A 26,925-nucleotide genomic window follows, 5' to 3' on the forward strand; every position below is an offset into this window, starting at 1 on the left:
CTCAGTCGTCCGACGGGAGCGGTTCGCCCTGGCCGTTCGTCGGCGCTGGCGAGGCGTCCATGTCGGTGTCCTCGGCGTAGGGGTACCACGTCATCTTCGTGTTGCCGAGGTAGGGGTCCTCGTAGCTCGTCTCCGCCGACTCCGCGAGGGCCGCGAGTTCGTCCTCGTCGCGGTCGGCGACGAAGTCACGGAACGACTCCTCGGGATCCGAGCGCTCCGCCTCGTAGGTTTCGAGGAGGTTTGCGATGTAGCCGGGCACCTCGTCGGCGGGCACGCGCATCTTCACCCAGTCGGCGAACTGCGGGTTCTCGCCCAGACCGCCGCCGAGGCCCACGTCGAAGGCCTCCACGGCGTCGCCGTCCTTCCGCGTTTTCATCCCCCGGAGGCTGATGTCGGCGATCTGTGGCTGGGCACACGAGGCCGTACAGCCCGAGAGGTGGATGTGGAAGTCCTCGACGCCCTCGGGGACGGGCACGTTGTCGCGGAGCCAGCGGCCGTACCGGACCATCCGATTCTTCGTCTCGACGATGGACAGCGAGCAGTACTCGGTGCCGGTACACGCGATGGAGCCACGCATGAACGGGTGCGGATCCGGCGAGTGCTCCGCCAGCAGATCCTCGGCGAGGAAGTCGTCCAGATCCTCGTCGGCGATGTCGCCGACGAGGACGTTCTGTCGCTGGGTCAGGCCGATCATCTCGGAGCCGTACTCGTCGGCCAGATCGGCGAGGTCGATCACGTCGTCGGCGGCCATGCGACCGACGAGGACGGAGAGGCCGACGAAGTTCTGCCCGTCACTCTGCTCGTGAACGCCGATGTAGTCGCCCGGGGAGTCAGAGCGGCCGGCGTTGTAGTCGTACTCGTCGCGAAGCCCCTCGCCGGCGGTGGGGAGTTCGTAGTCGACGTACTCCTCTTGCAGCACGGAGCGGACCTTCTCGGGGCCCCACTCGTCGACGAGGAACTTGATGCGGGCGTTGAAGCGGTCGTCACGGTCGCCGTAATCACGGAAGAGCGCGGAGAGCCCGGCGGCCACGTCGGCCGCGTTCTCGGGCCGGCAGAAGACGTCGATGTCCCGAGCGAAGCGGGGTTCCTTGCGGGCGAGACCGCCACCGACGTTGACGTTGAAGCCCTCGATTTCTTCCCCATCGATTTCCTTGATCGCGGGCTCGAAGGCGAGGTCGTTGATGTCGCCCTGGCCGGCGCCGCGGCGGTCGCCGGTCACGGCGACCTTCCACTTCCGGGGCAGGTTCGAGTAGAGGTCGTTGCCCTTGAACGTCTCGTGGAGTTCCTGCACGACGGGCCAGACGTCGATGAGTTCGTCGGCGTCGCGGCCGGCGACGGGCGAGCCCACGATGTTGCGCCAGGAGTCGCCACACGCCTGAATCGTCGAGAGGCCGACCGATTCGAGTTCGTCGAAGATGTCGGGGATGTCCTCGACTTTGATCCAGTGAAGTTGGATCGACTGTCGGGTCGTGAAGTCGGCGTACGCCGCGCCGAACTCGGGGTTGTCGACGGGTCCCGTCGCGTACTCCCGAGCCACTTCGCCGACGGTTCGAAGCTGTTCGGGCGTCATCCGGCCCATCGGCGTCCCGATGCGCATCATGAAGTAGCTCTCCTGTCCCTTCCGCTGGTGGTACAGGCCCCACCATTTGAACCGCTCGAACCACGCGTCGTGTTCGTCCTCCGGGATGGCGTCCCACCCCTCCTCCGCGAATCGGAGGAGGTGATCGCGTATCTCCATCCCGTAGATTTCGTCTTTCCAGCTCTCGACCTTGGACGGCATGGAGCCCTAGAGTGGACGCGAACATATACGGTCGGGCACGCCGTCAACCTTCCCCGGCTCTCCGGGGAGAAAGAAATACTTGCCGCTATCCTGGAGGCGGCGACTCAGTGCGGCGTCGCCGGCCTGGGACGTGGACGCTCCCGGGAATCACCGGACGGAACGCACCCGTCCCCGGATCGACGCGGCCGAGCATCAGCCAGTCGGTGACGCCTTCCTCGCCGCACTGGATACACCGGCCGGCGATCCGTCCCTCAACGCTCGTGCCGTCGGCACCCACCTCGACGAAGCCCTCGGCGAGGAAGTCGGCGAGTCGACAGTCACAGAAATCGTGGCTGGCGAGCCGCCAGAGGTCGCTCACGTTCACCTCGCGGGAGTCGTTGACGCTGACCCAGGCCCCGTCGTCGAGTTGGTGAACGTCGGTCGTCATGACCCCCGCTTGGCCCCCGACGGCGGTAAGCCCGTCGGCGGCCGCGAGGTTTGCCGGTCGTCGGACGGTCGATTCGGGGATCGAACGGCCGGAATCGGGAGACAGCGTTGGGTTCGTGGCCGAACACCCGCGTCAGGGAAACCGGAAAGGACCGCCTCCATGCGGGAGAACGGGTAGCGATTACGCCCTGACGCGGCCTTATACGGCCGTGACGTGTACGGATGTTCGATGAGCGAGAACAGCGAGGTCGTGAAGAGCCCGTCGGACGCCGAGGCGGAATCCGAACGTGACGAAGCTGCGGAAGCGCGAAACCACCTCTCCGACGTCGAGCCGGGTGCCGGCTGTACGGAGATTTGGGAACATCTGAGCGAGACCCGAGACGGCGCGGCACAGGACTAGCTTCTCTTTCCGTCCGCTCGATGCCGAGGCCGACGCCCCACTCCGGCCGTCGCCACCGAGCGACGCCGCTGCGGACCCGCCTCAGCGCGGGGCCGGAAGCGCCGCGACCGCGTCGCGGACGGCCGCGTGAAACCGGTCGCTCGCGTAACGGTCGCGAGGGAGCGTCGGGCGGGCGTCCGCCTCGATCGCCGCGGCGACGGTCGCCACGGCGTCGTCCGTCGAGGCGAACAGACGGTCGGGGCGACCGTCGAGCACCTCCCGCTGGCCGCCGGCGTCGGGGGCGAAGGCCACCATCCCCGCAGCGACGTACTCCGCGACCGCCATGCCGAAATGTTCCTCCGGCTTGCAGTTGAGCCCGTAGCGGTGGGTTTCGAGCAGTTCGTCGATCCGCTCGCGGGGCGCGTCCCGGTCGAGGTGGACGTACGATCGGTCGGCCGCGGCGGTGGCGACCCGCCGACCGTAGTCGGCGTAGATGGGCGAGGACGACCCGACCAGGTGGAGGTGGAGGTCGTGTCCCCGGGCGCGGACGCCGTCGACGATCCGGATCGCCCGGAGCGGCCGCTTGTCGGGTGCCAGTCGCCCGACGACCACGACTCCCGACTCGCGGTCGTCCCAGGGACGCGGATCGGGGGGCGGATCGACCGGCGGGAAACACACCGTCGGTCGGCGGCCGTAGGCGGTCTCGACGGCGTCGGCCGTCCATTCGGAGTTGGCGAGGAGGTGGGCGTCGGCGGGGAGTCGCCGGTGGCCGAGGCCGGCCAGTCGGCTCCAGAGCGAATCGAGGCGCCCCGCGTCCCCGGCCGACGTCGCCCGGCGGTTGAACTGCGGGTAGTGGACGTACTGGACCGATGGAAGCGGGAGGGCAAACTCGTTGGCGGTGCTGACGGCGGCGTCGAACCGGTCGGCGTGGCGGGCGAACAGGCGGCGAAGCAGGACGCTCCGGGGGGCCAGCGCCGGCCCGAACCGCTCGGGGAGGGCGTCGAACGCCCGGCAGACGAGGACGTTCCCCGGCGGTCGGTGGACGGGGACGTCGGCCGCGGTGTCGAACAGGCGATTCAGTTCGTCGAGCGACGACCGCGAGAGGGTAAAGAGCGTCACCTCGTGGACGGACTGCAGCGCTTCGCAGACGTGGAGACAGACGGTGTCGGCGCCGCCGCGGCCGTCGAGCGTGTTGTGGAGGACCGCCACCCGCGCCATGCCGGTCCTGGGGCGGCGACCGTCTTAATACGATGTATCGTAAGTCACTACCGGTGGTTCGCCGAGACGGTCCGGCGAATCACCGGTAAACAGGTACAATAATCCGTATAACTCCGGGCGGGAGGCTTTTCACGACCGCCGCCCGCCGACGGGTATGGAGTGTGCGTTCGTGGGCTGTGGCGCGGTAGCCGAGCAGTACGCCGCCGGCCTCGACGCGTCGTCGCTCTCGCCGGTCGCCGTCTGTGACCTCGACGCCGACCGGGCGGCGTCGCTCGCGGCCGCCACGGGCGCGACGGCCTACACCGACCTGGACGCGTTGCTCGAGGCCACGGACGCGCCGCTCGTGGTGAACCTCACGAGCCACGGCGCCCACGCGACGGTGACCGAGCGGGCGCTCCAGGCGGGGCGGCACGTCTGGAGCGAGAAACCGCTCGCGATGGAGGCCGACCGGGCGCGAGGGCTCCTCGACCTCGCGGCGTCGCGGGGGCTGGGGCTCGGCTGTGCCCCGATCACTCCGAGCGGCGAGAACCAGCGGCTCGCCCGGCGAGCGCTCGACGACGGCCGCCTCGGACCGGTCCGCCTGGGCTACGCCCACGCCCACGTCGGCCGCGTGACCGAGTGGCACGACGATCCCGGTTCCTTCCTCCGGGTCGGGCCGCTGTACGACGGGGCAGTCTACCCCTTGACTCTCCTCGTGGCGTGGTTCGGCCCCGTCGCGCGGGTGCGGTGCGCCGACGCCACCGATCCGTGGCCCGACCGCGAGGAGCGGTCACCCGAGCGACCCAGCCACGTCGAGGCGACACTCGACTTCGAGGCCGGGGCGCTAATCCGTCTCACTGCGAGCTTCTACGCCCCCCACCGGAGTCGAGAGTTCACGAGCCTCGAACTCCACGGCGACGACGCGTCGCTCTACCTCGGCGACGCGGGCGCGCAGGGCGGCGACGGCGAGAGTCACGTCTCGGTCGGCCGCGAGGGGCGGCACTACACCACGACCCCGCTCACCGCGCCGTCGCGGCGGACGGCCTACCTCGACGGGCCGGAGCGCCTCGCGGCGAGCGTCCGGCGGGGGCGGCCTGCCCGCGATACTGCCAGGCGGGCCGCCCACGTCGTCGCCGTCTGCAACGCGATCGAACGGGCGGCCGATCGGGGGGAGGCGGTCGCCGTCGACGCGGGGGGCGTCGAGACGCCGGACCGGCGCCGCGTGGTGTGGGGAACAAAGGGGGGACAGGACGCTGGAGTCGTCGGCCCGCCGACCGCCGCGCTCCGCCTGCCGCCGGTCGGGATCGGCTGTTCGCGCTACCGCGACGGGACGTACGTCGACCGCCGGGGCTCCATCGCGACGGCGCTGGACGCGGGCTATCGCCTCCTCGACTCCGCGGAACTCTACGGCAACGAGGCGCGGATCGGCGACCTCCTCGCGGCACCGGGGAGTCCCGACCGCGAGGCCCTGTTCGTCGCGAGCAAGGTGTGGAACACCAACCACGGCCACGTCGCGGAGGCCTGCGAAACGACGCTCGCGGATCTGGGGCTCGACCACCTCGACTGTTATATGATCCACTGGCCGGAGTCGTGGGCGTACACGGGGCCACTGCGACGGCTCGCAGCACTCCCCGTCGAGAAACAGGAGGCGCTCACCTTCCCCGAGACGGCGGACGGCGATCGGGACCGGGCAGAGGTGAGCCTCGAATCGACATGGCGGGCGATGGAGGACCTCCACGACCGGGGGCTGGCGGCGACACTCGGGATCTGTAACGTCGACCGGGAGATGCTTTCAGACCTGATCGAGTTCGCGCGTGTCCCGCCCGCCGTCGTCCAGGTGGCCCGGAACCCCTACCGGCCGCGCACCGATCTGGTCGAGTGGTGTCACGAGCGGGGGATCCGGGTGATCGCCCACTCGCCGTTGTCGGTACCGGGCCTGCTGGAAGAGCCAGCAGTCCGCGAGGGTGCCGCCGAGATGGGCGTCTCGCCGGCGGCGGCGGTCCTCGCCTGGCACGTCGGCGAGGGCGTCGTCCCCATCCCCGGCAGCACTGACCCCGACCACGTGGTCGAGAACCTCGGCGCCGCGACCCACCGCCTCCCCGAGGGGGCACGGGAGCGGTTCGCGGCGCTCGAAGACCCCGACTTCGAGCGATGAGCGGGGAGAACGTCCGCGGGCGGCGACTCGACGCCGCGGCGGTGACGGCGACGGCCGTGGCCGCCGCGGGCGTGGCCGTCGGCGGCTGGACCCTCGTCGCCGACGCGACCACGCGCGCCGCCGCGAACCGCTGGACGGCGATCACGGGAGCGGTGCTGGCCTACGAGGTGGGTTTTCTCGCCCTCCACCTCGACGCCGGCCGACCGGGGGCGGCCGTCGCCCCGCCGAACCTCGTCACGCTGGGCCGGGGACTGCTGTACGCCGCCACGGCCGGGTTTCTGGTCGTCCCCCCGACCACACCGGCGGTGCGCTGGGCGCCCGCAGCCTGTTACGGCACCGGCGTCGCCCTCGATTTCGCCGACGGACGCCTGGCGCGACGGACGGGACGGACGACGCCGCTCGGGGCGAAACTCGATCACGCCTTCGATACGCTCGGATTCCTGGTCGCGCCGCTCGTCGGCGTCGCGTGGGGGCGGCTCCCACCGATCTACCTCTCGCTGTCGGCCGCGCGGTACGTCTATCTCCTCGGCGTCGGGTGGCGGCGCCGACGCGACCGACCGGTCGGCGACCTTCCCGAGAGCCGGGTGCGACGGCCGCTGGCGGCGCTCCAGATGGGCTTTATCACCGTCGCGCTGGCGCCGGTCGTGCCGGCGTCGATCGTTCACCCGGCGAGTCTGGTCGCCCTCGCGCCGTCGCTCGCGACGTTCGTCCGCGACTACGTCGCCGTCACGGGGCGACTGGGCGAGACGGGCGGCAGTATGAAGTGAGCCGCGTCGCTAGAGCGGGCGTGACAGGGAGCGTCGACGACGCGGACGAGTCAGGTGCCGTCGTCCCGCCGACCGGCCGGGCGCTGTACTTCACCGGCCCCCGGTCGATCAGCGTCGAACGGGAGTCGGTCAGTGCTCCGGGGCCCGACGAGGTGCTCGTGGAAACGCGTCTCTCCGCGGTGAGTTCGGGTACCGAACTCTTGATCTATCGGGGGGAGATGCCCCGCGACCTGCCCGCCGACACGACGATCGACGCCCTTGACGGCGACCTCTCGTATCCGCTGAAGTACGGCTACGCGACCGTCGGCGACGTAGTGGCCCTGGGCGCGAACGTCGACGAGGCGTGGCGGGGGCGGCGCGTCTTCGCGTTCAACCCCCACGAGAGCCACTTCGTGGCGGCACCGGCCGACCTCGTGCCGGTGCCGGACGACGTGTCGACGGCGACGGCCGCGCTGTTGCCGACGGCGGAGACGGCGACGACGTTCGTCATGGACGGGCGGCCGCGGGTCGGCGAGCGTGTCGTCGTCTTCGGCGCCGGGATGGTCGGCCTCGTCACGACGAGGGTGCTCTCGTCGTTCCCGCTGGAACGGCTGACGGTCGTCGAACCCGTCGCCCACCGACGGGAGATGGCCACCACCCTCGGCGCCGACGAGACGCTCCGGCCCGCGGAGGCGGCACGCATCGGCGACCGCGGCGGCCCGCCCGGGGCGGATCTGGCGTACGAACTCTCGGGGTCGCCGGCGACGCTCGACGACGCCATCGACGCCGTGGGCTACGACGGCCGGATCGTCGTCGGATCGTGGTACGGGCGCAAGCGCGCCGAGACGGATCTCGGGGGCTTTTTCCACCGGAACCGGATCGACGTATCGTCGAGTCAGGTGAGCACGCTCGCCCCCGATCTCCGGGGGCGGTGGACGAAAGAGCGCCGACTGGACGTGGCGTGGGATCGCCTCCGCGAACTGTCGACCGACCGCCTCGTCACGCACCGCATCGGCCTCGGGAACGCGGCCGAGGCATACCGACTGCTCGACGACGGCCCCGAGAACGCGCTCCAGGTGTTGCTCACCTTCGAGTAGGCCGAGCGTATAAGTCGCTGCCCGCCAATCGCCGGATATGTACCGGCTCTCGGTGTCGCGGGACTTCGTGGCCCAGCACTTCCTCACGGTCCCCGACCCCGGCCCCGAAGGCGAGGTCCACAGCCACCACTTCGAGGTGGCGGTGCGCTTCGCCGGCCCCGATCTGAACGAGCATGGCTACCTCGTCGACATCGACGCGGTCGACGCCGCCCTCGACCGACTGGAAGCCCGGTATCGCGACGCCTTGCTGAACGACTTGCCGGAGTTCGAGGGCGCGAACCCGAGCGTCGAGCGGTTCGCACGCGTCTTCGGCGACCGGTTCGTCGAGGCCGTCCCGACCGAAGGACCCACGCGCCTGACCGTCCGGATGTGGGAAGACGAGGACGCGTGGGCCAGCCACGAGCGAGCGCTCTGATGGACCACGCGGACGAGCGATATCTGGAGGCGAAACGGGTGGTCGACGACCGGGCGCTCGACCGGCGGGTACGGGACCGCCTCCTCGACGAACTCCCGCCGACCCCCCGGGTGCTGGAGGCGGGGTGTGGCACCGGTGTCACCGTCCCACGGCTGGTGGACTGGGGCGTGACCGCCGGCACGTACCGGGGCGTCGACAGCGACCCGGACGTCGTCGAGCGAGCGCGCGACCTGCGGATGGCCGACCTCGACGCCGACGACGCCGACGACGCCGACTTCCGCGTCGACGATCTGACCGTCCGCTTCGAGGCCGGCGACGCCCTCGACGCGTTCGACGGCGAATGGGCGGACCTCGTGGTGGCGGGGGCGTTCCTTGATCTCGTCCCCATCGACGACGCACTCGACGCCTTCGCCGGGGCGCTCGGCACCGACGGTCTGGTGTACGCGCCGATCACCTTCGACGGGGAGACGATCTTTCAGCCGGACCATCCGGCCGACGACGCCGTCGTCGCGGCGTACCACGACGCCATCGACGACGAACCGGGGCGGGACGTCCGGGCCGGCCGGCACCTGCTCGACCGCTGTCGGGAACGCGACGGGGACCTGCTGGCGGCCGGGGCGTCGGACTGGATCGTCCACCCGCAGGACGGCGACTACGCCGCCGACGAGCGTCACTTCCTCGGGACGATCCTCTCGTTCGTCGAGGCGGCGGTCGAGGGATCGGTCCCGGGTGCCGAGGCGTGGCTCCGGACCCGCCGGCGACAGCTCGACGCGGGAACGCTGACCTACGTGGCCCACGGGTACGACGTCCTCTATCGGCCCGGCTGAGCCACGGCCGTCCGGCGCGAGGCGGGCGGGGGCTACGCTTCCCGGCGGTAGAGCACGACGAGGACCGCGATCAGCCCGGCCTGGACGATCTTGTCGGCGATGCCGCCCGGACCGAGGACGTCCGGCCAGTTCAGATAGAAATAGAGGACGATCTGCACGCCGGTAAACGGGATGCCGACGAGATAGAGCAGGCGGCGGCGGTAATCGAGGCGGAGAAGCAAGATGGCGACGAAGAAGGCGACGCCAGCGAGGACGAAACTGATGCCCTGGAGGGTGTCGATAGCGAGGACGCCGAAATAGAGGTGGACGATCCCCGTGATCGCCGCCAGCGCGATGCCGAGCCAGTGGAGTCGGGTGAGCGACGCCGTATCGAGGGTGGATTCGGACGTGGATGACATTCCCACGCGCAGTAGGGAGCGAGCGACCTAAATCGTCGGGTCGGAGATTTATGCACCGCCGGATCGTTCACGGGGGTATGGGCGTCGAGTACGTTCGACGGGCGACCGATCCGGCGGTGTCGGTCGTCGTGCCGTCGGTCCCGACGTACGATCACGACCCGACGATGGCGTGTCTCCAGGCCCAGACGTTCGACGACCCCTACGAGATCCTCCTCGTCGACGACGGGACGGTGGACCGGTCGACGGCGCGCAACCGGGGATTGGAAGCGGCATCGGCGGACGTGGTCGCGCTCACCGACGACGACACCAGGCCCCCGGCGGACTGGCTGGCGACGGCACGCGCGGCCTTCGAGGCGGATCCGGACCTGATCTGTCTGGAGGGGCCGATCTACGGGGGCTGTCGCAGTTTCGGCCCCCGGCACTACGTGGGGTGTAACCTCGCGGTCCGGCGGGCGGCCGCCCTCGACGTCGGCGGCTTCCGTTCGGCGTTCTCGGAGTGGCGCGAGGACGTGGAGTTCGGGTGGCGGATGGAGGCGGAGGCGACGGGGCGCTGCCGGTTCGAGGAGTCGTTCCGGATGTGTCATCCATCGGTACCGCGGACGGCGTTCGATCCGGCACTGGAGCGGCGACTGAAACGGGAGTATCCGGACCGCTACGACGAGGTGATGGACGCGACGGTGGGCCGACGCCTCTACCGTCGGGCGAGGGCCGTGGGACTCACCCAGCCGATCCAGCGGATTGGAAACGCACTCCGGCGGCGGCTGCGGGGGAAATGTTCCGCGGCGGAACGCGTCGAGTGACGACGACAGCGCCGGGTCCCTATCGACGCAGAGACAGGTAGACGGCGCCGCCGGCGAGCATCGCGCCGAGGCCGGCAGCGACCAGGAGGGCGCGGTAGCCGACGAGCGACGACCCGAACGCGAGTCCCGCGGTGGCGGTGAACCCGACCGGGCCGAGGGTCTGTCCGAGTCGCAACACGCTCGTTCGCATCCCCATCACGCCGGCGCGGAGGTCGTCGTCGACGAGGGTGACGACCGCGGTGTCGATGGAGGGCATCACGACGCCGAAGCCGACGCCGAAGATCAAAAGCGACGCGCCGACGGCGAGCGGTGACGGGGAGAGCCGAACGGCCAGCAGTCCCACGCCGTAGGCGACGAAGCCGAGGGCGACGAGTTCCGGTGCGGACCGACGTGTCGAGAGCCGGCCGTACTGCGAGGAGACGGCCGCACTGGCGAGTGCGACGGCCGACAGGACGGCGCCGATCCGGCCGGCGCCGAGGCCGAACGCGTCGCTCAGGAGGAGCGGGAGGACGGTGAGGACGGCGCCGTAGAAGATGAAGAAGGCGAGAAAGAGCGCGAGGAAGATAGCGAGCGCCTGCGGCAGGACGGCGACCGCCCGGAGGCGGCCGAGGTAGGTGCGCACGTCCGTCGAGCGGGCGGCGGTCGGTTCGCGCAGCGCCACGGTCGCGAACAGGCCGACGACGGCGCCGACGCCGAAAAAGAGGAAGGGCGCCGACCAGCGGATCCCCGCGAGCGCGCCGCCGAGAAGCGGGTAAAACGCCGCGCCGGTGCCGATGGTGCTCCCGTTCAACCCCATCACGGCGTCGCGGCGGCGACCCTCGTACACGTCGCCGATCAGCGTCACCGCGAGCGTGACGAGCGCGCTCGCGCCCACCCCCTGGAGGAGACGGAGGACGATCACCTCGGTGAAGGTGCGGGCGAAGGCGACGCCCGTCCCCGTGACGGCGAACAGAAAGAGGAGTGGGACGATCACGCGCCGGCGCCCGATCCGGTCGGCCGCGAGGCCGACGAAGGGCGTCACGACGACGCCCGGCAGGGTGTAGGCCGTGATGACCAGGCCGACCTGGGCGTCTGAGACGCCGAAGACCGGGCGCAGGTCGGGCAGGACCGGACTGACCAGCGAGACGCCCATCACCCCCATCAGCGAACACGACAGGACGACGTAGAGCGTCCGCGACCGCCACGGAACGAGCGCCAGCCCCCGGTCCCCGTCGAGGTCGGACACGACGGGAGGTGACGCGGCGGGCTTGTTACCGTTGCGTTCGCGGCAGCCGATCTAGAACTGCTCGGCGGTGTCGATGCCGATGACCACCCCCGCCTCGTCCGGGGAGAAGCGGTCGTCCGCGCCGACGGACGCGGCAAAGAGGAGTCGCGCCTGCTCGGTGTGGGCGAGGCGAACGGCCGCCGCCGTCGCCTCGCCGAAGTCGAAGTCGTCGATCAGCGTCGCCCACTCGTCGCGGTCGATCCGGTACGCCCGCGTCCCGTCGACGGTGACGTAGTCCGCGGTCCGCTCGAACGCCGCGTGGCGCCCCAGCAACTCCGCGTTGAGCGCGAGTAGGGCGTCGGCGATGGCGGACGGCTCGGGATCGACCCCCTCGGCCACCCGTTCGACGACCGTCCCGGTGATCGGTGCTTCGCCGGTCTCCACCGTCGCGTCGTTCGTCATATGTCAACTATTCACAGTGCTCGACCTTCGATCTTTTGGGCCGGGGCCGAACGTTGATGCGGGATGGGGTGGTAGGACGGGACGGGCACGGATCGATGGAACGCCCGGGACCCAGATGACGAACCTTCGAGCCGACTCCCTCCGGTACGAGATCGACGGCGACCGCATCGTCGACGACGTGTCGCTCGACGTCGCGAGCGGCGAGACGATCGCCATCGTCGGCCCCTCGGGTGCGGGGAAATCGACGTTTCTCCGCCTACTCAACCGACTGGACGAACCGACCGCGGGGACCGTCTACCTCGACGACACCGACTACCGGACGCTGGCGCCGGCGACGCTGCGAAAGCGGGTGGGGCTGGTGCCCCAGCAGCCGGCGCTGCGGAACGGGACCGTCCGCGAGAACGTCACCATCGGGCCGCGACTCCGCGGGGAGTCGGTCGCCGAGGAGCGTCTGACCGCGCTGCTCGCGGACGTCGGCCTGTCGGGCTACGCCGACCGGAAGACGGGCGACCTGTCGGGCGGGGAGGCCCAGCGGGTCGCCATCGCGCGGACGGTCGCCAACGATCCCGACGTGTTCCTGCTCGACGAACCGACGGCGAGCCTCGACAGCGAGGCCGAAGCGGCGATCGAGCGACTGGTGGCCGAGCTACTTGCTACGGGCGAGCGGACGGTCGTCCTCGTGACACACGACGAGCGACAGGCCGAGCGCCTGGCCGACCGGGTGGCTCGCTTCGCCGACAGTCGGATCGTCGAAGTGGGGACACCGAGGGAGGTGATCGCGTGATCGCCCTCCCCGACCGACTGGCCGATCCGGTCGTCGTCCGTGGCCTCGGCCAGGTGGCCGCCGCGACGGCGCTCGCGGCGGTCGTCATCGCCATCTCGTCGCTCCGGGACCTGGGGCTGGAGCGGGAACTCGGCGGCTCCTTCGCCCGGGGGTTCGTCCAGGTGCTCGCGATGGGCGCGCTCATCGGCGCGCTCTTTGCCATCCCGCTGGCCTACTCGGGGGTCCTGCTCGCCGCGATGGTCTGTTATGCCGCCTGGGAGTCGCGCAAGCGCGGCGACGGCGTCCCCAGGGCCTTCCGCATCTCCGTCGTCTCCCTCGCGCTCGGATCGGGGGTCGTCATCGTGACGATGGTGGCCGCGGGCGCCATCGAGCGGACGGTTCGGAACCTGGTCCCGGTCGGCGGCATGATCATCGCGAACGCGATGAAGACGAACTCGCTCACGCTCGATCGCTTCCAGGGCGAGGTGGAGTCGAACCGGGCGGAGATCGAGGCCGTCCTTGCGCTCGGCGTCCCCCCCGAACGGGCCGTCTCGGAGTTCGTCACGGAGTCGGTGCGGGCGTCGCTCATCCCCGTCGTCGACGCGATGCGGACGCTCGGGCTGGTGTACATCCCGGGGATGATGGCGGGGATGATCCTCGGCGGCGCGAACCCCATCTACGCCGCCGAGTACCAGTTCGTCATCATGGGGATGATCTTCGCCGCCGGGGGCCTGACCAGCATGACGACCAGCCTCCTGCTCTCGCGGGCGGCCTTCACCGACGCCGCACAGCTCCGGCCGTTCGACCCCGTCGATCGGACCCTGCTCGGGACGCTACGGGCGGCCCTGAACAGGGAGGGATGAGCCGCCTCGCGGCCGGGACCGTCGATCTGGAAGACTTATACGACTACACGCCAACCGGACCCTAGAGGCTTCGATGAGTGCCAGAACCGACCCGATTCGGGTGTTGCACGTCGACGACGACCCGAGGGTGCTAGATCTGGCATCGACGTTCTTCGAACGGGAGTCGGCCCGGACCGAGATTGTCACGGCCACGACCCCGAGCGAGGGAGTCGACCTCCTCGCCGGCGACGACGTCGACTGTGTCGTCTCGGATTACGACATGCCCGACCGAAACGGCATCGAGTTCCTGGAGGCCGTCCGCGCGGACCGTCCCGAACTCCCCTTCATCCTCTTTACCGGCAAGGGAAGCGAGGAGATCGCCAGCGAGGCCATCTCCGCCGGCGTCACCGACTACGTACGCAAGGGTCCGGGGACGGATCAGTATACGATCCTGGCCAACCGGATCGAGAACGCCGTCGAGGCCGCCCGCGCCCGAGAACGGGCGGCGCGACAGGAACACATCAACACGCTGATTCGCGAGGTGAACCGTCGGCTGGTGTCGGCGGAGACCGCCGAGGAGATCGAACGGGCGGTGTGTGAGTCGCTCGCGGACTCCGAGCACTACCGGTTCGCGTGGATCGGCGGCGCCGACGGCGACGAGATCGTCGCCTCCGCCTCGGCGGGAGACGCCGCCGCCTATCTCGACGAGGTGACGATCCGCCGCGGCGAGAGCCCGGAGGGACGGGGGCCGGGCGGTCGAGCGCACCGAACGGGCGAGTTACAGGTCGTCCAGCGCATTCCAGACGATCCGTCGTTCGAGCCGTGGCGGGAGGTCGCCGACCGCTACGGGTTCGAATCCGTGGCGGTCGTGCCGGTCACGTACGGGGACGACCACCGCGGCGTCCTCGCCATCTACGCCGACCATCCCCACGCCTTCGAGGCGGTCGAGCGGGCGGTGCTCTCCGAACTCGGGGAGACGATCGAGAGCGCACTCGACGCGGCCGACACGCGGCGGCGCCTGGAAACCCACGAGGCGGCCGAACGGCGGCAGCGGGAACATTACTACCGGACGCTCGCGGAGGCGCTTCCCAACGGCGCCGTCGCGCTGTTCGACACCGACCTTCGCTACACCGTGGTCGGCGGGACGGTGTTCGAGAAACTGGATATCTCGCAGGCGGAGATGGAAGGCGAGGCGCTGGCTGACGTCCACTCGGATCGGTTCCGTCGGCGGTATCTGGACCACTACCGGGCCGCGCTCGCCGGCGAGACGCGGCGTTTCGAGTTCGAGTACGACGGCCGCCGGTTCGAGGCCCACGTCGCGCCCGTCCGCGACGAGTGCGGGCGGGTCGTCGGTGGGTTGTCGATGACGCAGGAACGCCGCGAACGGGGATCGAGCCCCGGGTCCGGCGCCGATCGGGAGCCGAAATCGGGGACCGGGGCGAGGACGGGGACCGACTGATCAGGCCGACGCGACCGCGTCGAGGACGGCCCCGTAGTCGGGTTCGTTCGTCGGGTCGTCGGCGACCCAGCGGTAGGTGACGACCCCGTCGGCGTCGAGGACGAACACGGCGCGGTTCGCGATGCCGTGGAGGCCGAGGTCCGGAATATCCATCTCCAGATCGTACGCCCGGATGGCGTCGCCCGCCATGTCGCTCACCAGGTCGAATTCGAGGCCGTGTTTCTCGCGGAACGCGCCCTGTGAGAACGGCGAATCCGCGCTCACGCCGAAGACGGTCGCGCCGGCGTCGTGGAAGTCGTCGAGATGCTCCTGAAGTCCGAGCATCTCGTTCCGACAGGGTGGGGTGAAGGCGCCGGGGAAAAAGGCGAGGACGACCGGGCCGTCGCCGAGGTGGTCGGCGAGGTCGAACGATTCGTGTTCGGCGGTGCCGAGGGTCGCCGTGAACGTGGGTGCGGTGTCGCCGGGTGCAGGCATACGCGATACGTGGATCGGCGGCGGCATAAATCCAGTCACGAACGGGGACGGGCCCCGTTACGCGCGGCCGTTGAGCGGACAGATGAAGTACGCCGGCGGGCCGAAGCCGGGGCGACCGAGAGTCACGTCGATGTACGACTTCTCGAGAACGGCGTCCGCGTCGGTCAGTGGGGCGTCCTCGTTGAACGCGTCCACGTCCGTCACCTCGGCGGAGAAATGCGTCCACTTCCCCCCGTTCCAGTCCCCGTCGCCGGGGGCGGATTCGGAGACGAACGGCGACCGCTGGTCGTCGCTCGCGTCGGCGTTGTCGTCGATGCGCCGTTCCCCGTCGTTGAGGAAGTAGATCCTGTCTTCGGGATCCGGCCGCTCGTCGAGCGGTTTCACGACGTTCGTCCGCCAGAGCACGCCGTTCGCGTAGACCCGTCCGAACGTCTTGCCGTTGCCTCGCTCGTCGCCGTTCCCCGGGGTCGCCGCGGCGGGCGCGACGAGAGGGAGTGCCAGTCCCCCGACGCCGAGCGCGACGCCACTCCGGAGCACCTGCCGTCTGGTCGGATCGGTGTGTCCTGTCATTGGGAGTCGGAGGTCGTGAGCCTCCACGCGGAACCGGGCGGAGAACCCACGTGAATATTTTTCAAACTCCGAAGGAACTCCGTCGAAGGTCGGTCTAGACTGTCACTAGACTGTCTCTTCTGGCGCGGGCGATCACCGCTCAGCGGACGAGGACGATGAACGAACAACTAACACGGTGGCCGGGCAAACGGATCGCATGGCCGAGTTCGGCGTGCTCTCGCTCGTTCCGCCGTTGTTCGCGATCGGATTGGCCGTCGTCACGCGGAAGGCGGTGTTGGCGCTCTTCCTCGGCGTGTGGTCCGGTGGTGTGATCGTCACCGGTGGGATCGGGCTGGGGCGGGCGTTCGAATGGATCGCCGCCGCCGTCGGCGAGAGTACCTTCCACGCCCAGATCCTCATTTTCACGCTGTTGCTCGGGTCGGCGGTGGCGATGATCTGGCGCCTCGGTGGCTCCCACGCCGTGCGGGACTGGGCCATCACCCGCCTCGACAGCCGACGCAAGGTCGGTGTGGTGACCTGGCTGCTCGGGCTGCTCCTCTTTTTCGACGACTACGCCAACACGGCGGTCGTGGGGAGCACGATGCGCGACGTCTCCGATCACCTGCGGATCTCCCGCGAGAAGCTCTCTTACCTCGTCGACTCGACGGCGGCGCCGGTGGCGACGCTCACCATCTCCTCGTGGGTCGCCTTCCAGCTCTCCATGATCGAGTCGGGGTACGAGGCGACCGACCTCGCCGCGAGCGAGGTTCCCAACTCGTTTGCCGTGTTTTTGCAGTCGATCCCCTACAACACCTACGCCATCCTCGCCATCGCCATGGTCGGGATCGTCGTATTGAGCGGGCGGGACTACGGCGAGATGCTCACGGCCGAACGCCGCGCCGCCGAGACGGGAAAGGTGACCCGCGACGACGCCCGGCCGATGCAGGACGTCTCGGCCGAACTCGGCGAGCCGAACGTCGAGGAGCCGAAACTGCTCGCCTTCTTTCTCCCCATCGGCGTGCTGATCGCCGTCACGCTGGGGTCGGCGCTGTACACCGGCTACAGTCCCGGCGCCAGCCTCTATGATACGATCGTCGGCGCGGACTACGCGGTGGCGCTCATCTTCGGCTCCTTCGCGATGGTCGCCTCGACATACGTCATCGGCGTCGGCACCGGGCTCCTCTCGCTCGGCGAGAGCGTCGACACGACCATCGACGGCTTCGGCGTCATGCTCACTGCGGTGACCATCCTCGTGCTCTCGTGGTCCATCGGTAACGTCGTCGAGACGCTCGGCACCGGGGAGTACGTCGGGAGCGTGGCGGGCCAGGTGCTCGACCCCGGACTCCTCCCGGTCGTCGTCCTGTTCACGGGCGCGTTCATCGCCTTCTCGACGGGGAGTTCCTGGGGGACGATGGGCATCGTGACGCCCATCGCCGTCCCCGTCGCCTGGGACCTGACCGGCGGGCACACCATGGTGGCCGCGGTGGTCGGGGCCGTCTTCTCCGGTGCCATCTTCGGCGACCACGCCTCGCCCATCTCCGATACGACCGTCCTCTCGGCGACCTTTACCGGCGCCGATCTGATCGACCACGTCCGCACGCAACTGTACTACGCCGTCACCGTCGTCGTCGTGGCAGCCGGACTCCTGCTCGTGTGGGGCTACACCCGCGTGAGTCCGTGGCTCCTGCTCACGATCGGCGTCCTCGTCCTCGTGGGGTTGGTGTACGGCTTGTCCACCCTCGACGCGCGACGGCGCGGGATCGGGTCGACGGGCGCGTCGAGTCCAGGGGCGGACGACGGTGGTGGGGCCGAGACGGGAGCGGGAACGTCGACCGACGAGGGCTAGTCGTCCGCCGCGATCGGGTCGAACTCGTGGATCGGCCAGTCGCGCTCGTTGTCCAGGGCCATCGCCAGTTCGTCGTCGTCGGGCGGCCGGGTAGTGAGGCGCACGCGCATGCCGATGGCCGCGTCGGCGTGGGGGACTGTGAGCCGTCCGGTCAGCCGCGCGCCGGAGTCGAGTTCGACGATCGCGACGGTGTAGGGCGCCCGCGCTTCGAGCGCCGGCGGCGGCGTACGCACCTCCGTGTAGGTGATCACGTCGCCGGTCAGTGGCTGCGATTCGGCGCGGAGGGTCCGCCCCCCGCAGGCGTAACACGCCGGGCGCGGCGGGATCAGGTGGGCGCCACAGTCCCGACAGACGGCGGCCAGCAGGTCGCCGTCGGCGAGGGCGGCGAAGAACCCCGGGAGGGTGAAGGGACTGTCGGCGGTGACGTCGGCGGCGGTACGTGGGGCCGTCGGTGGGGACGTGTCGTCAGTCATGGATGAGGACGTGGGCGACGGTGACGGCGTCGGCGACGCCGCCCTCGTTGATCAGCAGGCCGGTCGTCGCGCCGTCGACCTGTCGGTCGGGGGTCGCGGTACCCGTAAGCTGTTCGTACACCTCGACCGCCTGGGCCAGTCCCGTGGCGCCGATTGGGTGACCCCGGGCCTTGAGCCCGCCGCTCGTGCTCAGGCGCGTCGCGGTCCATCCCTCGGCCCGCTCGTCGGGGGGGAGCGCGCTCTCGTAGCCCCGACCGCGTGGCGCCAGCCCCGCCGCCTCGGCGAGGAGCGCCTCGGAGACGGTGAAGGCGTCGTGGACCTCGGCGACGTCGACGTCGGCGGGGGAGACGCCGGCCGCCTCGTAGGCCCGGGTCGTCACCTCGCGGGCGCCCTCGACGACGGCGAGGTTCCGCTCCGCGACGGCGATGTTGTTCGTGCCGGCGCCGACGCCCGCGACCCTGACGGCGTCGCCGGGCAGCGTCGCCGCCACGTCCTCGCTCGTGACGAGGACGGCGGCGGCGCCGTCGGTGATCGGCGCACAGTCGAACAGTTTCAGCGGCGGGGCGACGTACGCGGAGTCGAGGACCGTCTCGACATCCACCTCCCGCCGGAACTGCGCGCGCGGATTGGCGACGGCGTTGGCGTGGTTCTTGACCGCGATGCGGGCCAGATCACGCTCCGTCGCCTCGGTGTCGTGCAGGTACCGCTTGGCGAGGAGGGCGTACTGACTGGGCGCCGTGACGCCGGAGCGGCCTTCGAGCGCGCGGTCGAACGCCGCCGAGAGCGCGGTGGTGGCGCCGGCGGTCCCCCCGGCGGTCATCTTCTCGACGCCGCAGGCCAGAACGGCGTCGCGGCGCCCGCTCCGGACGTCCTCGACGGCGTGACGGAGGGCCATCGCGCCGGCGGCGGCACAGCCCTCGACGCGCTCGGCGGGGACGTGGCGCAGGCCGGCCCACTCAGCGAGCAACGTCCCGTACATGATCTGTCGCTCGTAGGACTCGGACTGGTTGCCGACGTACACCGCCTCGACCACGTCGGCGGGGTCGGGCAACCCCTCGAACGCCTCGACGACGGCGGCGCCGAAGAGGTCCCGACCCGTGAGGTCGGTGTGGCCGAACGGCGAGGTGCCGACGGCCGCGACGTGTGGTTCGCTCACACACCACATCTCTCGGGCCAGCGAGTTAATCTTACGTGCCACTCGCGGCGTCGAGGTGGTCGGTGAGGGCGTCGAGCGCCCCGTCGAGCGAGAGCCGATCGCGCTCGACCCGGCGGAGCGCCGCCAGGACGGCCGGATCGATCGGTGGCGAGCCGATTACCCGGGCTCCCCCGGTGGCCGCTGCCCGGTGGAGCCACCGGGTGACCGCACGGGCCGGTGCCGCGCGGACGTCGGTCAGGACGGCAGCCGTGCGCCACGCCCACGCTCGCCCCTCGGTCATGGAGAACAGCGAGAACGCCTCGTCGAACCGGCCGAACGTCGCGTCGACCGCCGACAGTCCCGGCGCGTAGAGGTCGACCAGCGCCGCTTGCTGGGCGTCGACCAGGCCGGCGAGGACGTCGTCGATCCGGTCGTGATCCGCGCGCTTGCGAGCGCGACGGGGGTCGATGCCCAGGTCACGGAGGGTCAACGCGAGATCGTAGTTGATGTGCGCGTTGATGCCGAGAAAGGCGTCCTGAGCGACGAGGGCGTCGCCGGCCACGGCGACGTCGAAGGCCACTCGCCACGGCGCCGGCACGGCCGCGTACGCGCCGCGCTCGAAGGTCAGAAACGCCCGCCGGTAGTAGTCCGCGAAGGTCACCGTATACCGGCGCATCCACTCGGGATCGGCGAAGCGGCCGTCGTCGATGGCCGCGCGGACGGCGTGGGTCATCCGGGTGTAGATCGTCGGGAAGACGGCCCGACGGTCGCCGGCGGCGCGCAGTCGGCGTTCGAGTGCGCGCAGGCGGTCGTGGGCGTCGTCGACGGTCTCGAAGGGGGTATCGAGCAGATCGACGAACACCGGATCGGTCTCGTGATCGTCGGGGGTCGGCGCGGTCACCCGGGCGGCGAGGAGGGCCGCCCGTACGCGCCGGGCGTCGAACAGTCGGACCATCGCGGCGTAGCCGGCCATCGGGTGTCAGGGAGGTGGGGTACGAGCAAATAGATGGTGGCGTGGCCCGAGACCGGCGGAATCCCTTTGACGACCGGGAGCACACTGTCACGTCGAGATGGACGCATCGATCCGGGTGTTGCACGTCGACGACGATCCCGAGTTCAGGACGATGGCGGCGAAACTCCTGGAACGGGAGGACGAGCGAATCGTCGTCGAGACGGCAACGAGCGCTCGGGAGGGACTGACACAACTGGAGGAGGGCGACGTCGACTGTGTCGTCTCGGACTACGACATGCCCGGCCGGAACGGCATCGGGTTCCTGGAGGCCGTCCGCGAGGACTGTCCCGAACTCCCCTTCATCCTCTTTACCGGCAAGGGAAGCGAGGAGATCGCCAGCGAGGCCATCTCCGCCGGCGTCACCGACTACCTTCAGAAGGATGGCCGGACCGGCCAGTACGCCGTCCTGGCCAACCGGATCGGGAACGCGGTCGACCAGTACCGCTCGCGGCGGAAACTCGAAGCCAGTCGCGAACGGCTCTCGCTTTTCTTCGAGCAGTCGCCGCTCGGCGTCATCGAGTGGGACGAGCGGTTCGAGGTCGTCCGGGCCAACGACGCGGCGGTGGAGATCCTCGGCTACGAGGCGGAGGAACTCCGCGGGAAGTCCTGGGAGTGGATCGTCCCCGAGGCCGACAGGGACCGGGTAGAAGAGGTCGTCGAGGGCCTGCTCTCGGATCGGGGTGGCTACCGCAGCGTCAACGAGAACGTCCGCGCGGACGGCGAGGTGATCGTCTGTGAGTGGCACAACCGGGTCGTGACCGACGACGACGGCGACGCCGTCGCCGTCTTCTCGCAGTTTCAGGACGTCACCGAGCGCGAGAAACGCACGGAGCGTCTCCGTCGGACCTCCGCGCGCCTCGAAGCCCTCTTCGAGAACTCGCCGGACATGATCAACGTTCACGACACCGACGGGAACATCATCGATCCGAACCCCCGGCTGTGCGAGGAGACGGGGTACGACGCGGCCGAACTCACGGACATGAAGGTGTGGGACCTCGACCGGCGGATCGACCCCGAGACGGCACGGGAGGTGTGGGAGGGGATGGACGTGGGCGACAGGCGACGCTTCGAAGGCGTCTACCGGCGCCGCGACGGGTCCGAGTTTCCGGTAGCAATCCATCTCCGGCGCCTCGACCTGGAGGGTGACGAGCGGTTCGTCGTCATCAGTCGGGACGTCTCCGAGCGCAAGGCCCGCGAGGAGGACCTGAAGGCGACCAAAGAGCGGTTGGACACGGTCGTCTCGAACGTGCCGGTCGTCCTCTTCGCGGTCGACGCCGACGGCGTGTTCACGCTGTCGGAGGGGCGGGGACTGGAGACGCTCGGCCTGGAACCGGGCGAAGTCGTCGGCGACTCCGCGTTCGAGCGGTACGCGGAACGGCCGGAGGTGATCGAGGCGCTCGAACGTGCCCTCGACGGCGAGGAGGTCAGCACGATCCAGCGGATCGACGACCGCTTCTTCGAGACGGCCTACCAGCCGGTCGTCGAACCGGACGGCGGCGTCTCGGGCGCCATCGGCGTCGCCATGGACGTCACCGAGCGCCGTCGTCGCGAGCGGGAACTCCAACGGCAGAACGAGCGTCTGGAGGAGTTCGCCGGCGTGGTCAGCCACGACCTGCAGAACCCGCTGAACGTGGCCGCTGGTCGGGTGGAACTGGCACGCGAGGAGTGTGACTGCGATCACCTCGCCGACGCGGCACGCGCCCTCGACCGGATGGACGAGTTGGTCACGGATCTGCTCCGGTTGGCACGCGAGGGGACCCGGGTGGACGACATCGAGTCGGTCGCCCTCCCGGGACTGATCGAGGAATGCTGGGGCACCGTCGAGGCGCCGGGCGCGACTCTCGACGTCGAGACGGCGCTGACGATCCGCGCCGATCCGAGACGCCTCCGACACCTCCTGAGCAACCTCCTCCGGAACGCGGTGGAGCACGGCGCGACGGCGGGCGGCGTGACGGTCACGGTCGGGACGCTCGACGACGGGACTGGCTTTTACGTCGCCGACGACGGCCCCGGTATCCCCGACGACGAACGCGAGCGGGTCTTCGAGAGCGGGTACTCGACCGAGACGGACGGCACCGGCTTCGGCCTCGCCATCGCCGAGGAGGCGGCCGAGGCCCACGGCTGGTCGATCGACGCGACCGAGAGCGCGGCCGGCGGGGCCCGCTTCGACGTCTCGGGCGTGGACGTCGCCGAGTGACCGGCTCAGCGGTCGACCGTCGCCAGCAGGGCATCGAGGCGATCGATCGCCTCGCGGATCGCGTCGGCGTCGGTCGCGTAGGAGAGTCGGAGGTAGTCCGCTGCCTCCTCGCCGAAGTCGACGCCGGGGGTGACCGCGACCCCCGCCTCCTTCAAGAACAGGTCGGCGACGTCGAACGCGTCGCCGGGCAGGTCGCTCACGTCGGCCAGGAGGTAGTAGGCACCCTGCGGGGTGTAGCCCAGGTCGAGTCCCCAGTCGGCGACGGCGTCGACCAGGAGGTCGCGACGCTCCCGGTAGGTCTCGCGGATCGCGTCGAGTCGTTCCGGGGGCGTCTCCAGGGCGGCGACGCCGGCGTCCTGGACGAAGTTGGGGGCACAGATGAACAGGTTCTGCGCGAGGCGGTTCACCGCGTCGACGAGGGTCGGTGGAACGACCATCCACCCGAGCCGCCAGCCGGTCATGGCGAATCGCTTCGAGAACCCGTCGAGGACGACGGCCTCGTCCGTGTATTCGAGGGCGCTGTGTGCCTCGACGTCGTAGGAGAGGCCGTGATACACCTCGTCGACGACGGGCGTGGCGTCGTGTTCGGCCGCGAGGGCCACGAGGTCCGCGAGCGTCCCGCCGTCCATCACGGCCCCCGTGGGATTGGCGGGGGAGTTGAGCAACAGCGCCGTGGTGTCGGCGGACATCGCGTCGGCGAACGCCGACGTCCGGGGACGGAAGCCGTCGGCCGGACGCAGGGGAACCGTCTCCATGCGCCCCCCGACCGTCCGCACGAAGTTCGGATAGCAGGCGTAATGTGGGTCGGTGAGCACCACCTCGTCGCCCGGATCGACGAGCGCCGCCATCGACAGCAGGAGGCCCGTCGCGGACCCCGGCGTGACGACGACGCGGTCGGGGTCGACGTCGACGCCGTACGTGCGGTCGTAGTGGGCGGCGATAGCCCGGCGGAGGGCCGGCTTTCCCCGCGCAGCGGTGTAGTTCGTGTTGCCGGCCCGCAGCGACTCGACGGCCGTCTCGACGACCCGGTCCGGCGGGTCGAAGTCCGGTTCGCCGACCTCCAGGTGGATCGCGTCGTCGGTGTCGTTCGCTCGCTCCAGAACGTCCATCGCCAGGAACGGAGTCACGTCGGCAGCGCGCTCGGAGACCATCGGTGACGACGGTGGATACGACCGTGGGACGGGAATACGCTCCGGTCGCGGAACATCAGGGGTGCCGACCCGACGTCGGCGGGGGCCGACCGCGGCTCACGGCGGCACGTCGGGTGCGTACGAACTCCGATCGACGTAGAGATATTCGAGGAGGAAGACCGCCACGAACACCCCAACGATCCAGAGCAGGACGCCGACGTCGGTACGATAGAGGTGATAGACGACGATCGGAACGGCGACCGTGGTCCCGGCGAGGCCGAGCGCCGGAAACAGGCGGTTCGACCCCGTCTCGTCGGCGAGGCGGAGGTTGACGTAGTTCGTGACCGCAAAGGAGACCAGAAAGGCGACGGACCCGAACTCGGTGATCCACGTGAGCGTACCCAGGGCGGCGAAGGCGGCCGTCAGTCCCCCCATGATCAGAAGCGAGTAGACCGGCACGTCCGCCCGGTTGCGAAACGAGAAGATCCGGGGGAGCGCCCCCTCGGTTGCGATCTTATCGACGAGCCGTGCGGTGCCGAACAGCGTCGCGTTGATCCCCGACGAGGTACTCTTCATCGCCGAGAGGATGACGAGGACGAATCCGGCGGGCCCCAACACCGGGACGTGTGACACCGCCTCGGCGAGTGCGACTTCCTCGTGGGCGACGAGCTGTTCGGGCGTCAGGTGGAGCGTCGCCATGAACGACACGGAGACGTATATCAGGATGGCGATGGCGATGGCGAGATACATCCCCCGAGGCAGCACCTCCTCGACGTTCTCGATCTCCTCGTAGTCGTAGATCAGCAACTGGAACCCCTCGTAGGAGACGAAAATGATCGCAAACCCCGTGAGGGGACTGATCACGCCGCGGTCGAACACGTCGACCGCGGTCACGCTCCCCTCGTAAAAGACGATGCCCAGGACGGCGAGCGAAAGGAGAATGACGATCTTGACGTAGACCGCGATGTCCTCGAAGAGACCGGTCTCCTCGACGCCCCGGAGGTTGAGGGCGACGAACGCCGCGACGACGAGGACGGAGATGACCGGCCGCAGGAGTTGGGGTAGCTGAACGCCGACGACGGTGCGAGCGGCCGTGAGCGTGTACGCGCCGAACGCGAAGGCGTACATCGCCATGACGCCGACGTAGCCGACGACGAGGACCCAGCCGACGTACGCCGCGACCGTCGGGCTGTCGACGACGTGTTCGACGAACGAGAACACCCCGCCGTGCTCACCGAAATGCAAGGTGAGTTTGAGATAGGAGTGGGCGGTCAGCAGCGTGATGACGCCCGCGATCAGATAGGAGATGGGAACGGCGTTGCCGGTCTGACGCATCGCGACGCCGAGCACGGCGTAAATGCCGCCGGAGACCATCCCGCCGACGCCCATCGCGACGACCTCCGGGAGACCGAGCGTTCCGGAACGCTCACGGGACAGCAGGGCTGGGATCGAACGCATACCTATCGTCCCCTCGTCACGTCCGCTCGGTTATTGTTTCCGCCGATCCCCATCGAACGGGAGCGACGGGGCGGGAGGCTGGGCGGCGCCCCAGCGTCACTCCAGATAGCCCAGTTCGAGGAGTCGGTCCCGGGTCTCCGGCGCCAGTTCCAGGTCGTCGAGGACTTCGTTCGCGCGGCCGTGATTCTCCTCGATGGCTTCGAGCAACTGGATGGCCGTCCGGAGTTTGAAACGCGCCTCCTCGTCGGTCGTCTCCTGTAGGACGGCGTCGAGCAGGTCGTGAATCCGCTGAACGGTAGTGGTGCTCATACACGATGTCGGTCCGACCGGAATATAGATGATGCCGACGATTCCCGAACCGTTGGACCGGAGACGCCCGGCCACAGCTACATCGCGGACCGACCCGCAACGTCAGTCGGCCCCGGCCGACCCGACCTTGTACAGCCCACCCGTCGGCCCGTCGCCGTCGTCGAGGTACGCGCCTGATGCCCGGTCGGTGAAGTAGACCGCGCCGTCGACGACCGTCGGGGCGCTGGTCACGGAGCCGACGCCGTCCACTGCCCAGCGTTCCCGACCCGTTCGTTTCTCCAGCGCGTAGCAGGTCCGGTCGTACGAGCCGACGAGCACGTGATCCCCGGCGACGGTCGGACAGCCGATGATCGACCCGCCGGTGTCGAACGTCCACCGCGTGTCCCCGGTCGCGGTATCGAGGGCGTGGAGCCGGGAATCGTGACTCCCGACGTAGACGGTGTCGGTCGTCGTCTCGACCGCCGGCCCGGACATGACCATGTCCCCGGTCTCGACGGCCCACTCCCGGGTCCCGTCGTCGAGCGCGACCCGGTAGACGTGTTCGTCCCACGAGCCGAAGAAGGCGCTCCCGTCGTCGAGCGCGATGGGGCCTTTGATCGCGTCGCCGGTCGAGAACGACCACGCGAACGTCAGGTCGGGATACGTCCACGCGTACAGGTTGCCGTCGTTCGAGCCGACGACGAGCCGCCCGGCCTCGCGGTCGATGGCACACGTCGAGTGGGGGTGGTCCGTCGGTCGCCGATCCTCCCAGACCACCGCCCCGGTGACGGCGTCGACACCGAACATCGCGCCGCTCGGCTCGTAATACTCGACGGCGATGTAGACGGTGCCGTCGTGATATCCCGGGCTCGATCCGATGGCGTCGCCGAGCTTTCGGCGCCAGAACCGCTCGCCCGTTTCGAGGTCGAACGCGTAGAGTGCGCCGTCGTAGGCGCCGACGTAGACCGTCCCGTTGGCGATGGCGGGCGTGCCGTGGATCCCCCGTCTCGTCTCCTCGACGGCGGCCGTCCAGACGACGTCGCCGGCCGGAGTCACCCGTCGCAGGTCGCCGGTGTCGCCGGGGACCACGAGGTCACCGCCCGGCGTCGCGACGGGGCTCGCCTTCGCCGCCGTGTGGTCGCCCGTGTTCACGCCGCGGAGCGTCCACTCGACGCGGGGCTCGGCGGGAACCGTCGCGTCGGGATAGACGCCACGACGGTGGAGGCCGCCACGGAACGACGCCGTGGCGGTCGCCGAGGCCGGGAGGCCGTCGTCGTCGATGCGACCGGCCGCGGACCGTCGGGAACCGAGACAGCCGGCCACGCCGCCGGTCGCCGCGAGGCCGATGGCGCCGAGGACGGCGCGTCTGGAGCGAAAGGTGGGCATCGTGCGGAGGCGTCCACGCCGGAGGGA

The 26,925-nt window shown here is 69.9% G+C and carries 27 protein-coding genes; 12 read left to right on the plus strand and 15 right to left on the minus strand.

Going from position 1 to position 26,925, the window contains the following annotated elements:
- Nucleotide 1: 1 nt before the first annotated feature.
- Nucleotides 2–1,780: a nitrite/sulfite reductase gene (locus tag NBT82_RS15190; protein WP_251328949.1), complete on the minus strand. Its 1,779-nt coding sequence runs from the start codon at nucleotides 1,778–1,780 to the stop codon at nucleotides 2–4.
- 85 nt (nucleotides 1,781–1,865) lie between these two features.
- Nucleotides 1,866–2,207: a DUF8134 family protein gene (locus NBT82_RS15195; protein WP_251328950.1), complete on the minus strand. Its 342-nt coding sequence runs from the start codon at nucleotides 2,205–2,207 to the stop codon at nucleotides 1,866–1,868.
- A gap of 228 nt (nucleotides 2,208–2,435) precedes the next feature.
- Between NBT82_RS15195 and NBT82_RS15200 the strand changes: the two genes are divergently transcribed.
- Nucleotides 2,436–2,606: a hypothetical protein gene (locus NBT82_RS15200; RefSeq protein WP_251328951.1), complete on the plus strand. Its 171-nt coding sequence runs from the start codon at nucleotides 2,436–2,438 to the stop codon at nucleotides 2,604–2,606.
- An 81-nt stretch (nucleotides 2,607–2,687) separates the two neighbouring features.
- Here NBT82_RS15200 and NBT82_RS15205 read toward each other — a convergent pair whose 3' ends face one another.
- Nucleotides 2,688–3,803, minus strand: coding sequence for a glycosyltransferase (locus NBT82_RS15205; protein ID WP_251328952.1), 1,116 nt, complete (start codon nucleotides 3,801–3,803; stop codon nucleotides 2,688–2,690).
- Nucleotides 3,804–3,957: 154 nt separating this feature from the next.
- On the opposite strand from NBT82_RS15205, the gene NBT82_RS15210 reads away from it, so the two are divergent.
- Genes NBT82_RS15210 through NBT82_RS15230 form a run of 5 tightly spaced genes read left to right on the plus strand, consistent with a single transcriptional unit; the run spans nucleotide 3,958 to nucleotide 9,022 of the window.
- Nucleotides 3,958–5,937, plus strand: a complete 1,980-nt coding sequence (locus NBT82_RS15210; RefSeq protein ID WP_251328953.1) for an aldo/keto reductase — start codon at nucleotides 3,958–3,960, stop codon at nucleotides 5,935–5,937.
- A complete protein-coding gene (locus tag NBT82_RS15215) occupies nucleotides 5,934–6,704 on the plus strand; it encodes a CDP-alcohol phosphatidyltransferase family protein (protein WP_251328954.1) in 771 nt (256 codons plus the stop codon). Before NBT82_RS15210 ends, NBT82_RS15215 begins: the two co-directional genes overlap by 4 nt.
- A gap of 20 nt (nucleotides 6,705–6,724) precedes the next feature.
- The gene (locus tag NBT82_RS15220; RefSeq protein WP_251328955.1) at nucleotides 6,725–7,780 is read left to right on the plus strand and encodes a zinc-dependent alcohol dehydrogenase; all 1,056 of its coding nucleotides are present in this window, start codon (nucleotides 6,725–6,727) and stop codon (nucleotides 7,778–7,780) included.
- A gap of 37 nt (nucleotides 7,781–7,817) precedes the next feature.
- Nucleotides 7,818–8,195 (plus strand): 6-pyruvoyl trahydropterin synthase family protein, encoded by a 378-nt coding sequence (locus tag NBT82_RS15225; protein WP_251328956.1) that lies wholly within the window; start codon nucleotides 7,818–7,820, stop codon nucleotides 8,193–8,195.
- Nucleotides 8,195–9,022 (plus strand): class I SAM-dependent methyltransferase, encoded by an 828-nt coding sequence (locus tag NBT82_RS15230; RefSeq protein ID WP_251328957.1) that lies wholly within the window; start codon nucleotides 8,195–8,197, stop codon nucleotides 9,020–9,022. Before NBT82_RS15225 ends, NBT82_RS15230 begins: the two co-directional genes overlap by 1 nt.
- Nucleotides 9,023–9,054: 32 nt before the next feature.
- On the opposite strand, the gene NBT82_RS15235 is transcribed toward NBT82_RS15230, so the two are convergent.
- Complete coding sequence (locus NBT82_RS15235) at nucleotides 9,055–9,420, minus strand: DUF7475 family protein (RefSeq protein ID WP_251328958.1); 366 nt, start codon at nucleotides 9,418–9,420, stop codon at nucleotides 9,055–9,057.
- A 77-nt stretch (nucleotides 9,421–9,497) separates the two neighbouring features.
- On the opposite strand from NBT82_RS15235, the gene NBT82_RS15240 reads away from it, so the two are divergent.
- Nucleotides 9,498–10,220: a glycosyltransferase family A protein gene (locus NBT82_RS15240; RefSeq protein ID WP_251328959.1), complete on the plus strand. Its 723-nt coding sequence runs from the start codon at nucleotides 9,498–9,500 to the stop codon at nucleotides 10,218–10,220.
- 19 nt (nucleotides 10,221–10,239) lie between these two features.
- Here NBT82_RS15240 and NBT82_RS15245 read toward each other — a convergent pair whose 3' ends face one another.
- Both NBT82_RS15245 and NBT82_RS15250 read right to left on the minus strand, forming a co-directional pair.
- The gene (locus NBT82_RS15245) at nucleotides 10,240–11,445 is read right to left on the minus strand and encodes an MFS transporter (RefSeq protein ID WP_251328960.1); all 1,206 of its coding nucleotides are present in this window, start codon (nucleotides 11,443–11,445) and stop codon (nucleotides 10,240–10,242) included.
- Nucleotides 11,446–11,496: 51 nt separating this feature from the next.
- Complete coding sequence (locus tag NBT82_RS15250; RefSeq protein ID WP_251328961.1) at nucleotides 11,497–11,886, minus strand: DUF8048 family protein; 390 nt, start codon at nucleotides 11,884–11,886, stop codon at nucleotides 11,497–11,499.
- Nucleotides 11,887–12,001: 115 nt separating this feature from the next.
- On the opposite strand from NBT82_RS15250, the gene NBT82_RS15255 reads away from it, so the two are divergent.
- From NBT82_RS15255 to NBT82_RS15265, 3 genes are all read left to right on the plus strand, one after another.
- Entirely contained in the window at nucleotides 12,002–12,670 is a 669-nt protein-coding gene (locus NBT82_RS15255) for an ABC transporter ATP-binding protein (RefSeq protein WP_251328962.1), read from the plus strand.
- Nucleotides 12,667–13,512 carry an ABC transporter permease gene (locus tag NBT82_RS15260; RefSeq protein ID WP_251328963.1) on the plus strand — a complete coding sequence of 282 codons (846 nt, stop codon included), beginning with the start codon at nucleotides 12,667–12,669 and terminating at the stop codon, nucleotides 13,510–13,512. The genes NBT82_RS15255 and NBT82_RS15260 overlap by 4 nt, the downstream gene beginning before the upstream one ends.
- Before the next feature lie 73 nt (nucleotides 13,513–13,585).
- Entirely contained in the window at nucleotides 13,586–14,950 is a 1,365-nt protein-coding gene (locus NBT82_RS15265; RefSeq protein ID WP_251328964.1) for a response regulator, read from the plus strand.
- Here NBT82_RS15265 and NBT82_RS15270 read toward each other — a convergent pair whose 3' ends face one another.
- Both NBT82_RS15270 and NBT82_RS15275 read right to left on the minus strand, forming a co-directional pair.
- Complete coding sequence (locus tag NBT82_RS15270; RefSeq protein WP_251328965.1) at nucleotides 14,951–15,424, minus strand: redoxin domain-containing protein; 474 nt, start codon at nucleotides 15,422–15,424, stop codon at nucleotides 14,951–14,953.
- Nucleotides 15,425–15,481: 57 nt separating this feature from the next.
- Entirely contained in the window at nucleotides 15,482–15,994 is a 513-nt protein-coding gene (locus NBT82_RS15275; RefSeq protein ID WP_251328966.1) for a hypothetical protein, read from the minus strand.
- Between the two features lie 196 nt (nucleotides 15,995–16,190).
- Between NBT82_RS15275 and NBT82_RS15280 the strand changes: the two genes are divergently transcribed.
- A complete protein-coding gene (locus NBT82_RS15280; RefSeq protein ID WP_251328967.1) occupies nucleotides 16,191–17,819 on the plus strand; it encodes a Na+/H+ antiporter NhaC family protein in 1,629 nt (542 codons plus the stop codon).
- Here NBT82_RS15280 and NBT82_RS15285 read toward each other — a convergent pair.
- From NBT82_RS15285 to NBT82_RS15295, 3 genes are read right to left on the minus strand one after another with little or no spacing between them, the layout of a single operon-like run.
- Nucleotides 17,816–18,292 (minus strand): Zn-ribbon domain-containing OB-fold protein, encoded by a 477-nt coding sequence (locus NBT82_RS15285; protein WP_251328968.1) that lies wholly within the window; start codon nucleotides 18,290–18,292, stop codon nucleotides 17,816–17,818. The two genes, NBT82_RS15280 and NBT82_RS15285, sit on opposite strands and share 4 nt — an antisense overlap.
- Nucleotides 18,285–19,448, minus strand: coding sequence for a thiolase C-terminal domain-containing protein (locus NBT82_RS15290; RefSeq protein ID WP_251328969.1), 1,164 nt, complete (start codon nucleotides 19,446–19,448; stop codon nucleotides 18,285–18,287). The genes NBT82_RS15285 and NBT82_RS15290 overlap by 8 nt, the downstream gene beginning before the upstream one ends.
- 31 nt (nucleotides 19,449–19,479) lie before the next feature.
- A complete protein-coding gene (locus tag NBT82_RS15295; protein WP_251328970.1) occupies nucleotides 19,480–20,400 on the minus strand; it encodes a DUF5995 family protein in 921 nt (306 codons plus the stop codon).
- Between the two features lie 97 nt (nucleotides 20,401–20,497).
- Here NBT82_RS15295 and NBT82_RS15300 point away from each other — a divergent pair, with 97 nt between their 5' ends.
- On the plus strand, nucleotides 20,498–22,636 hold the full coding sequence (locus NBT82_RS15300) for a PAS domain S-box protein (protein ID WP_251328971.1): 2,139 nt from the start codon (nucleotides 20,498–20,500) through the stop codon (nucleotides 22,634–22,636).
- A 5-nt stretch (nucleotides 22,637–22,641) separates the two neighbouring features.
- On the opposite strand, the gene NBT82_RS15305 is transcribed toward NBT82_RS15300, so the two are convergent.
- The 4 genes from NBT82_RS15305 to NBT82_RS15320 all read right to left on the minus strand — a co-directional run bounded on the left by NBT82_RS15305 (nucleotide 22,642) and on the right by NBT82_RS15320 (nucleotide 26,898).
- The gene (locus NBT82_RS15305) at nucleotides 22,642–23,787 is read right to left on the minus strand and encodes a pyridoxal phosphate-dependent aminotransferase (protein WP_251328972.1); all 1,146 of its coding nucleotides are present in this window, start codon (nucleotides 23,785–23,787) and stop codon (nucleotides 22,642–22,644) included.
- A gap of 96 nt (nucleotides 23,788–23,883) precedes the next feature.
- Complete coding sequence (locus NBT82_RS15310) at nucleotides 23,884–25,224, minus strand: APC family permease (RefSeq protein ID WP_251328973.1); 1,341 nt, start codon at nucleotides 25,222–25,224, stop codon at nucleotides 23,884–23,886.
- A 96-nt stretch (nucleotides 25,225–25,320) separates the two neighbouring features.
- The gene (locus tag NBT82_RS15315; protein ID WP_251328974.1) at nucleotides 25,321–25,533 is read right to left on the minus strand and encodes a hypothetical protein; all 213 of its coding nucleotides are present in this window, start codon (nucleotides 25,531–25,533) and stop codon (nucleotides 25,321–25,323) included.
- Nucleotides 25,534–25,635: 102 nt separating this feature from the next.
- Nucleotides 25,636–26,898: an outer membrane protein assembly factor BamB family protein gene (locus NBT82_RS15320; RefSeq protein WP_251328975.1), complete on the minus strand. Its 1,263-nt coding sequence runs from the start codon at nucleotides 26,896–26,898 to the stop codon at nucleotides 25,636–25,638.
- Nucleotides 26,899–26,925 lie beyond the last annotated feature (27 nt).

Origin of the sequence: Haloplanus sp. HW8-1 (assembly GCF_023703795.1) — an archaeon.
Classification (GTDB): Archaea; Halobacteriota; Halobacteria; order Halobacteriales; family Haloferacaceae; genus Haloplanus; species Haloplanus pelagicus.

Coding starts and splice junctions, on each gene's coding strand:
- NBT82_RS15200 (WP_251328951.1), top strand. CDS start 2,436: ATGAGCGAGAACAGCGAGGTCGTGAAGAGCCCGTCGGACGCCGAGGCG.
- NBT82_RS15255 (WP_251328962.1), top strand. CDS start 12,002: ATGACGAACCTTCGAGCCGACTCCCTCCGGTACGAGATCGACGGCGAC.
- NBT82_RS15235 (WP_251328958.1), bottom strand. CDS start 9,420: ATGTCATCCACGTCCGAATCCACCCTCGATACGGCGTCGCTCACCCGA.
- NBT82_RS15295 (WP_251328970.1), bottom strand. CDS start 20,400: ATGGCCGGCTACGCCGCGATGGTCCGACTGTTCGACGCCCGGCGCGTA.
- NBT82_RS15240 (WP_251328959.1), top strand. CDS start 9,498: ATGGGCGTCGAGTACGTTCGACGGGCGACCGATCCGGCGGTGTCGGTC.
- NBT82_RS15280 (WP_251328967.1), top strand. CDS start 16,191: ATGGCCGAGTTCGGCGTGCTCTCGCTCGTTCCGCCGTTGTTCGCGATC.
- NBT82_RS15215 (WP_251328954.1), top strand. CDS start 5,934: ATGAGCGGGGAGAACGTCCGCGGGCGGCGACTCGACGCCGCGGCGGTG.
- NBT82_RS15315 (WP_251328974.1), bottom strand. CDS start 25,533: ATGAGCACCACTACCGTTCAGCGGATTCACGACCTGCTCGACGCCGTC.
- NBT82_RS15225 (WP_251328956.1), top strand. CDS start 7,818: ATGTACCGGCTCTCGGTGTCGCGGGACTTCGTGGCCCAGCACTTCCTC.
- NBT82_RS15195 (WP_251328950.1), bottom strand. CDS start 2,207: ATGACGACCGACGTTCACCAACTCGACGACGGGGCCTGGGTCAGCGTC.
- NBT82_RS15210 (WP_251328953.1), top strand. CDS start 3,958: ATGGAGTGTGCGTTCGTGGGCTGTGGCGCGGTAGCCGAGCAGTACGCC.
- NBT82_RS15320 (WP_251328975.1), bottom strand. CDS start 26,898: ATGCCCACCTTTCGCTCCAGACGCGCCGTCCTCGGCGCCATCGGCCTC.
- NBT82_RS15230 (WP_251328957.1), top strand. CDS start 8,195: ATGGACCACGCGGACGAGCGATATCTGGAGGCGAAACGGGTGGTCGAC.
- NBT82_RS15305 (WP_251328972.1), bottom strand. CDS start 23,787: ATGGTCTCCGAGCGCGCTGCCGACGTGACTCCGTTCCTGGCGATGGAC.
- NBT82_RS15300 (WP_251328971.1), top strand. CDS start 20,498: ATGGACGCATCGATCCGGGTGTTGCACGTCGACGACGATCCCGAGTTC.
- NBT82_RS15270 (WP_251328965.1), bottom strand. CDS start 15,424: ATGCCTGCACCCGGCGACACCGCACCCACGTTCACGGCGACCCTCGGC.
- NBT82_RS15285 (WP_251328968.1), bottom strand. CDS start 18,292: ATGACTGACGACACGTCCCCACCGACGGCCCCACGTACCGCCGCCGAC.
- NBT82_RS15310 (WP_251328973.1), bottom strand. CDS start 25,224: ATGCGTTCGATCCCAGCCCTGCTGTCCCGTGAGCGTTCCGGAACGCTC.
- NBT82_RS15205 (WP_251328952.1), bottom strand. CDS start 3,803: ATGGCGCGGGTGGCGGTCCTCCACAACACGCTCGACGGCCGCGGCGGC.
- NBT82_RS15250 (WP_251328961.1), bottom strand. CDS start 11,886: ATGACGAACGACGCGACGGTGGAGACCGGCGAAGCACCGATCACCGGG.
- NBT82_RS15190 (WP_251328949.1), bottom strand. CDS start 1,780: ATGCCGTCCAAGGTCGAGAGCTGGAAAGACGAAATCTACGGGATGGAG.
- NBT82_RS15275 (WP_251328966.1), bottom strand. CDS start 15,994: ATGACAGGACACACCGATCCGACCAGACGGCAGGTGCTCCGGAGTGGC.
- NBT82_RS15265 (WP_251328964.1), top strand. CDS start 13,586: ATGAGTGCCAGAACCGACCCGATTCGGGTGTTGCACGTCGACGACGAC.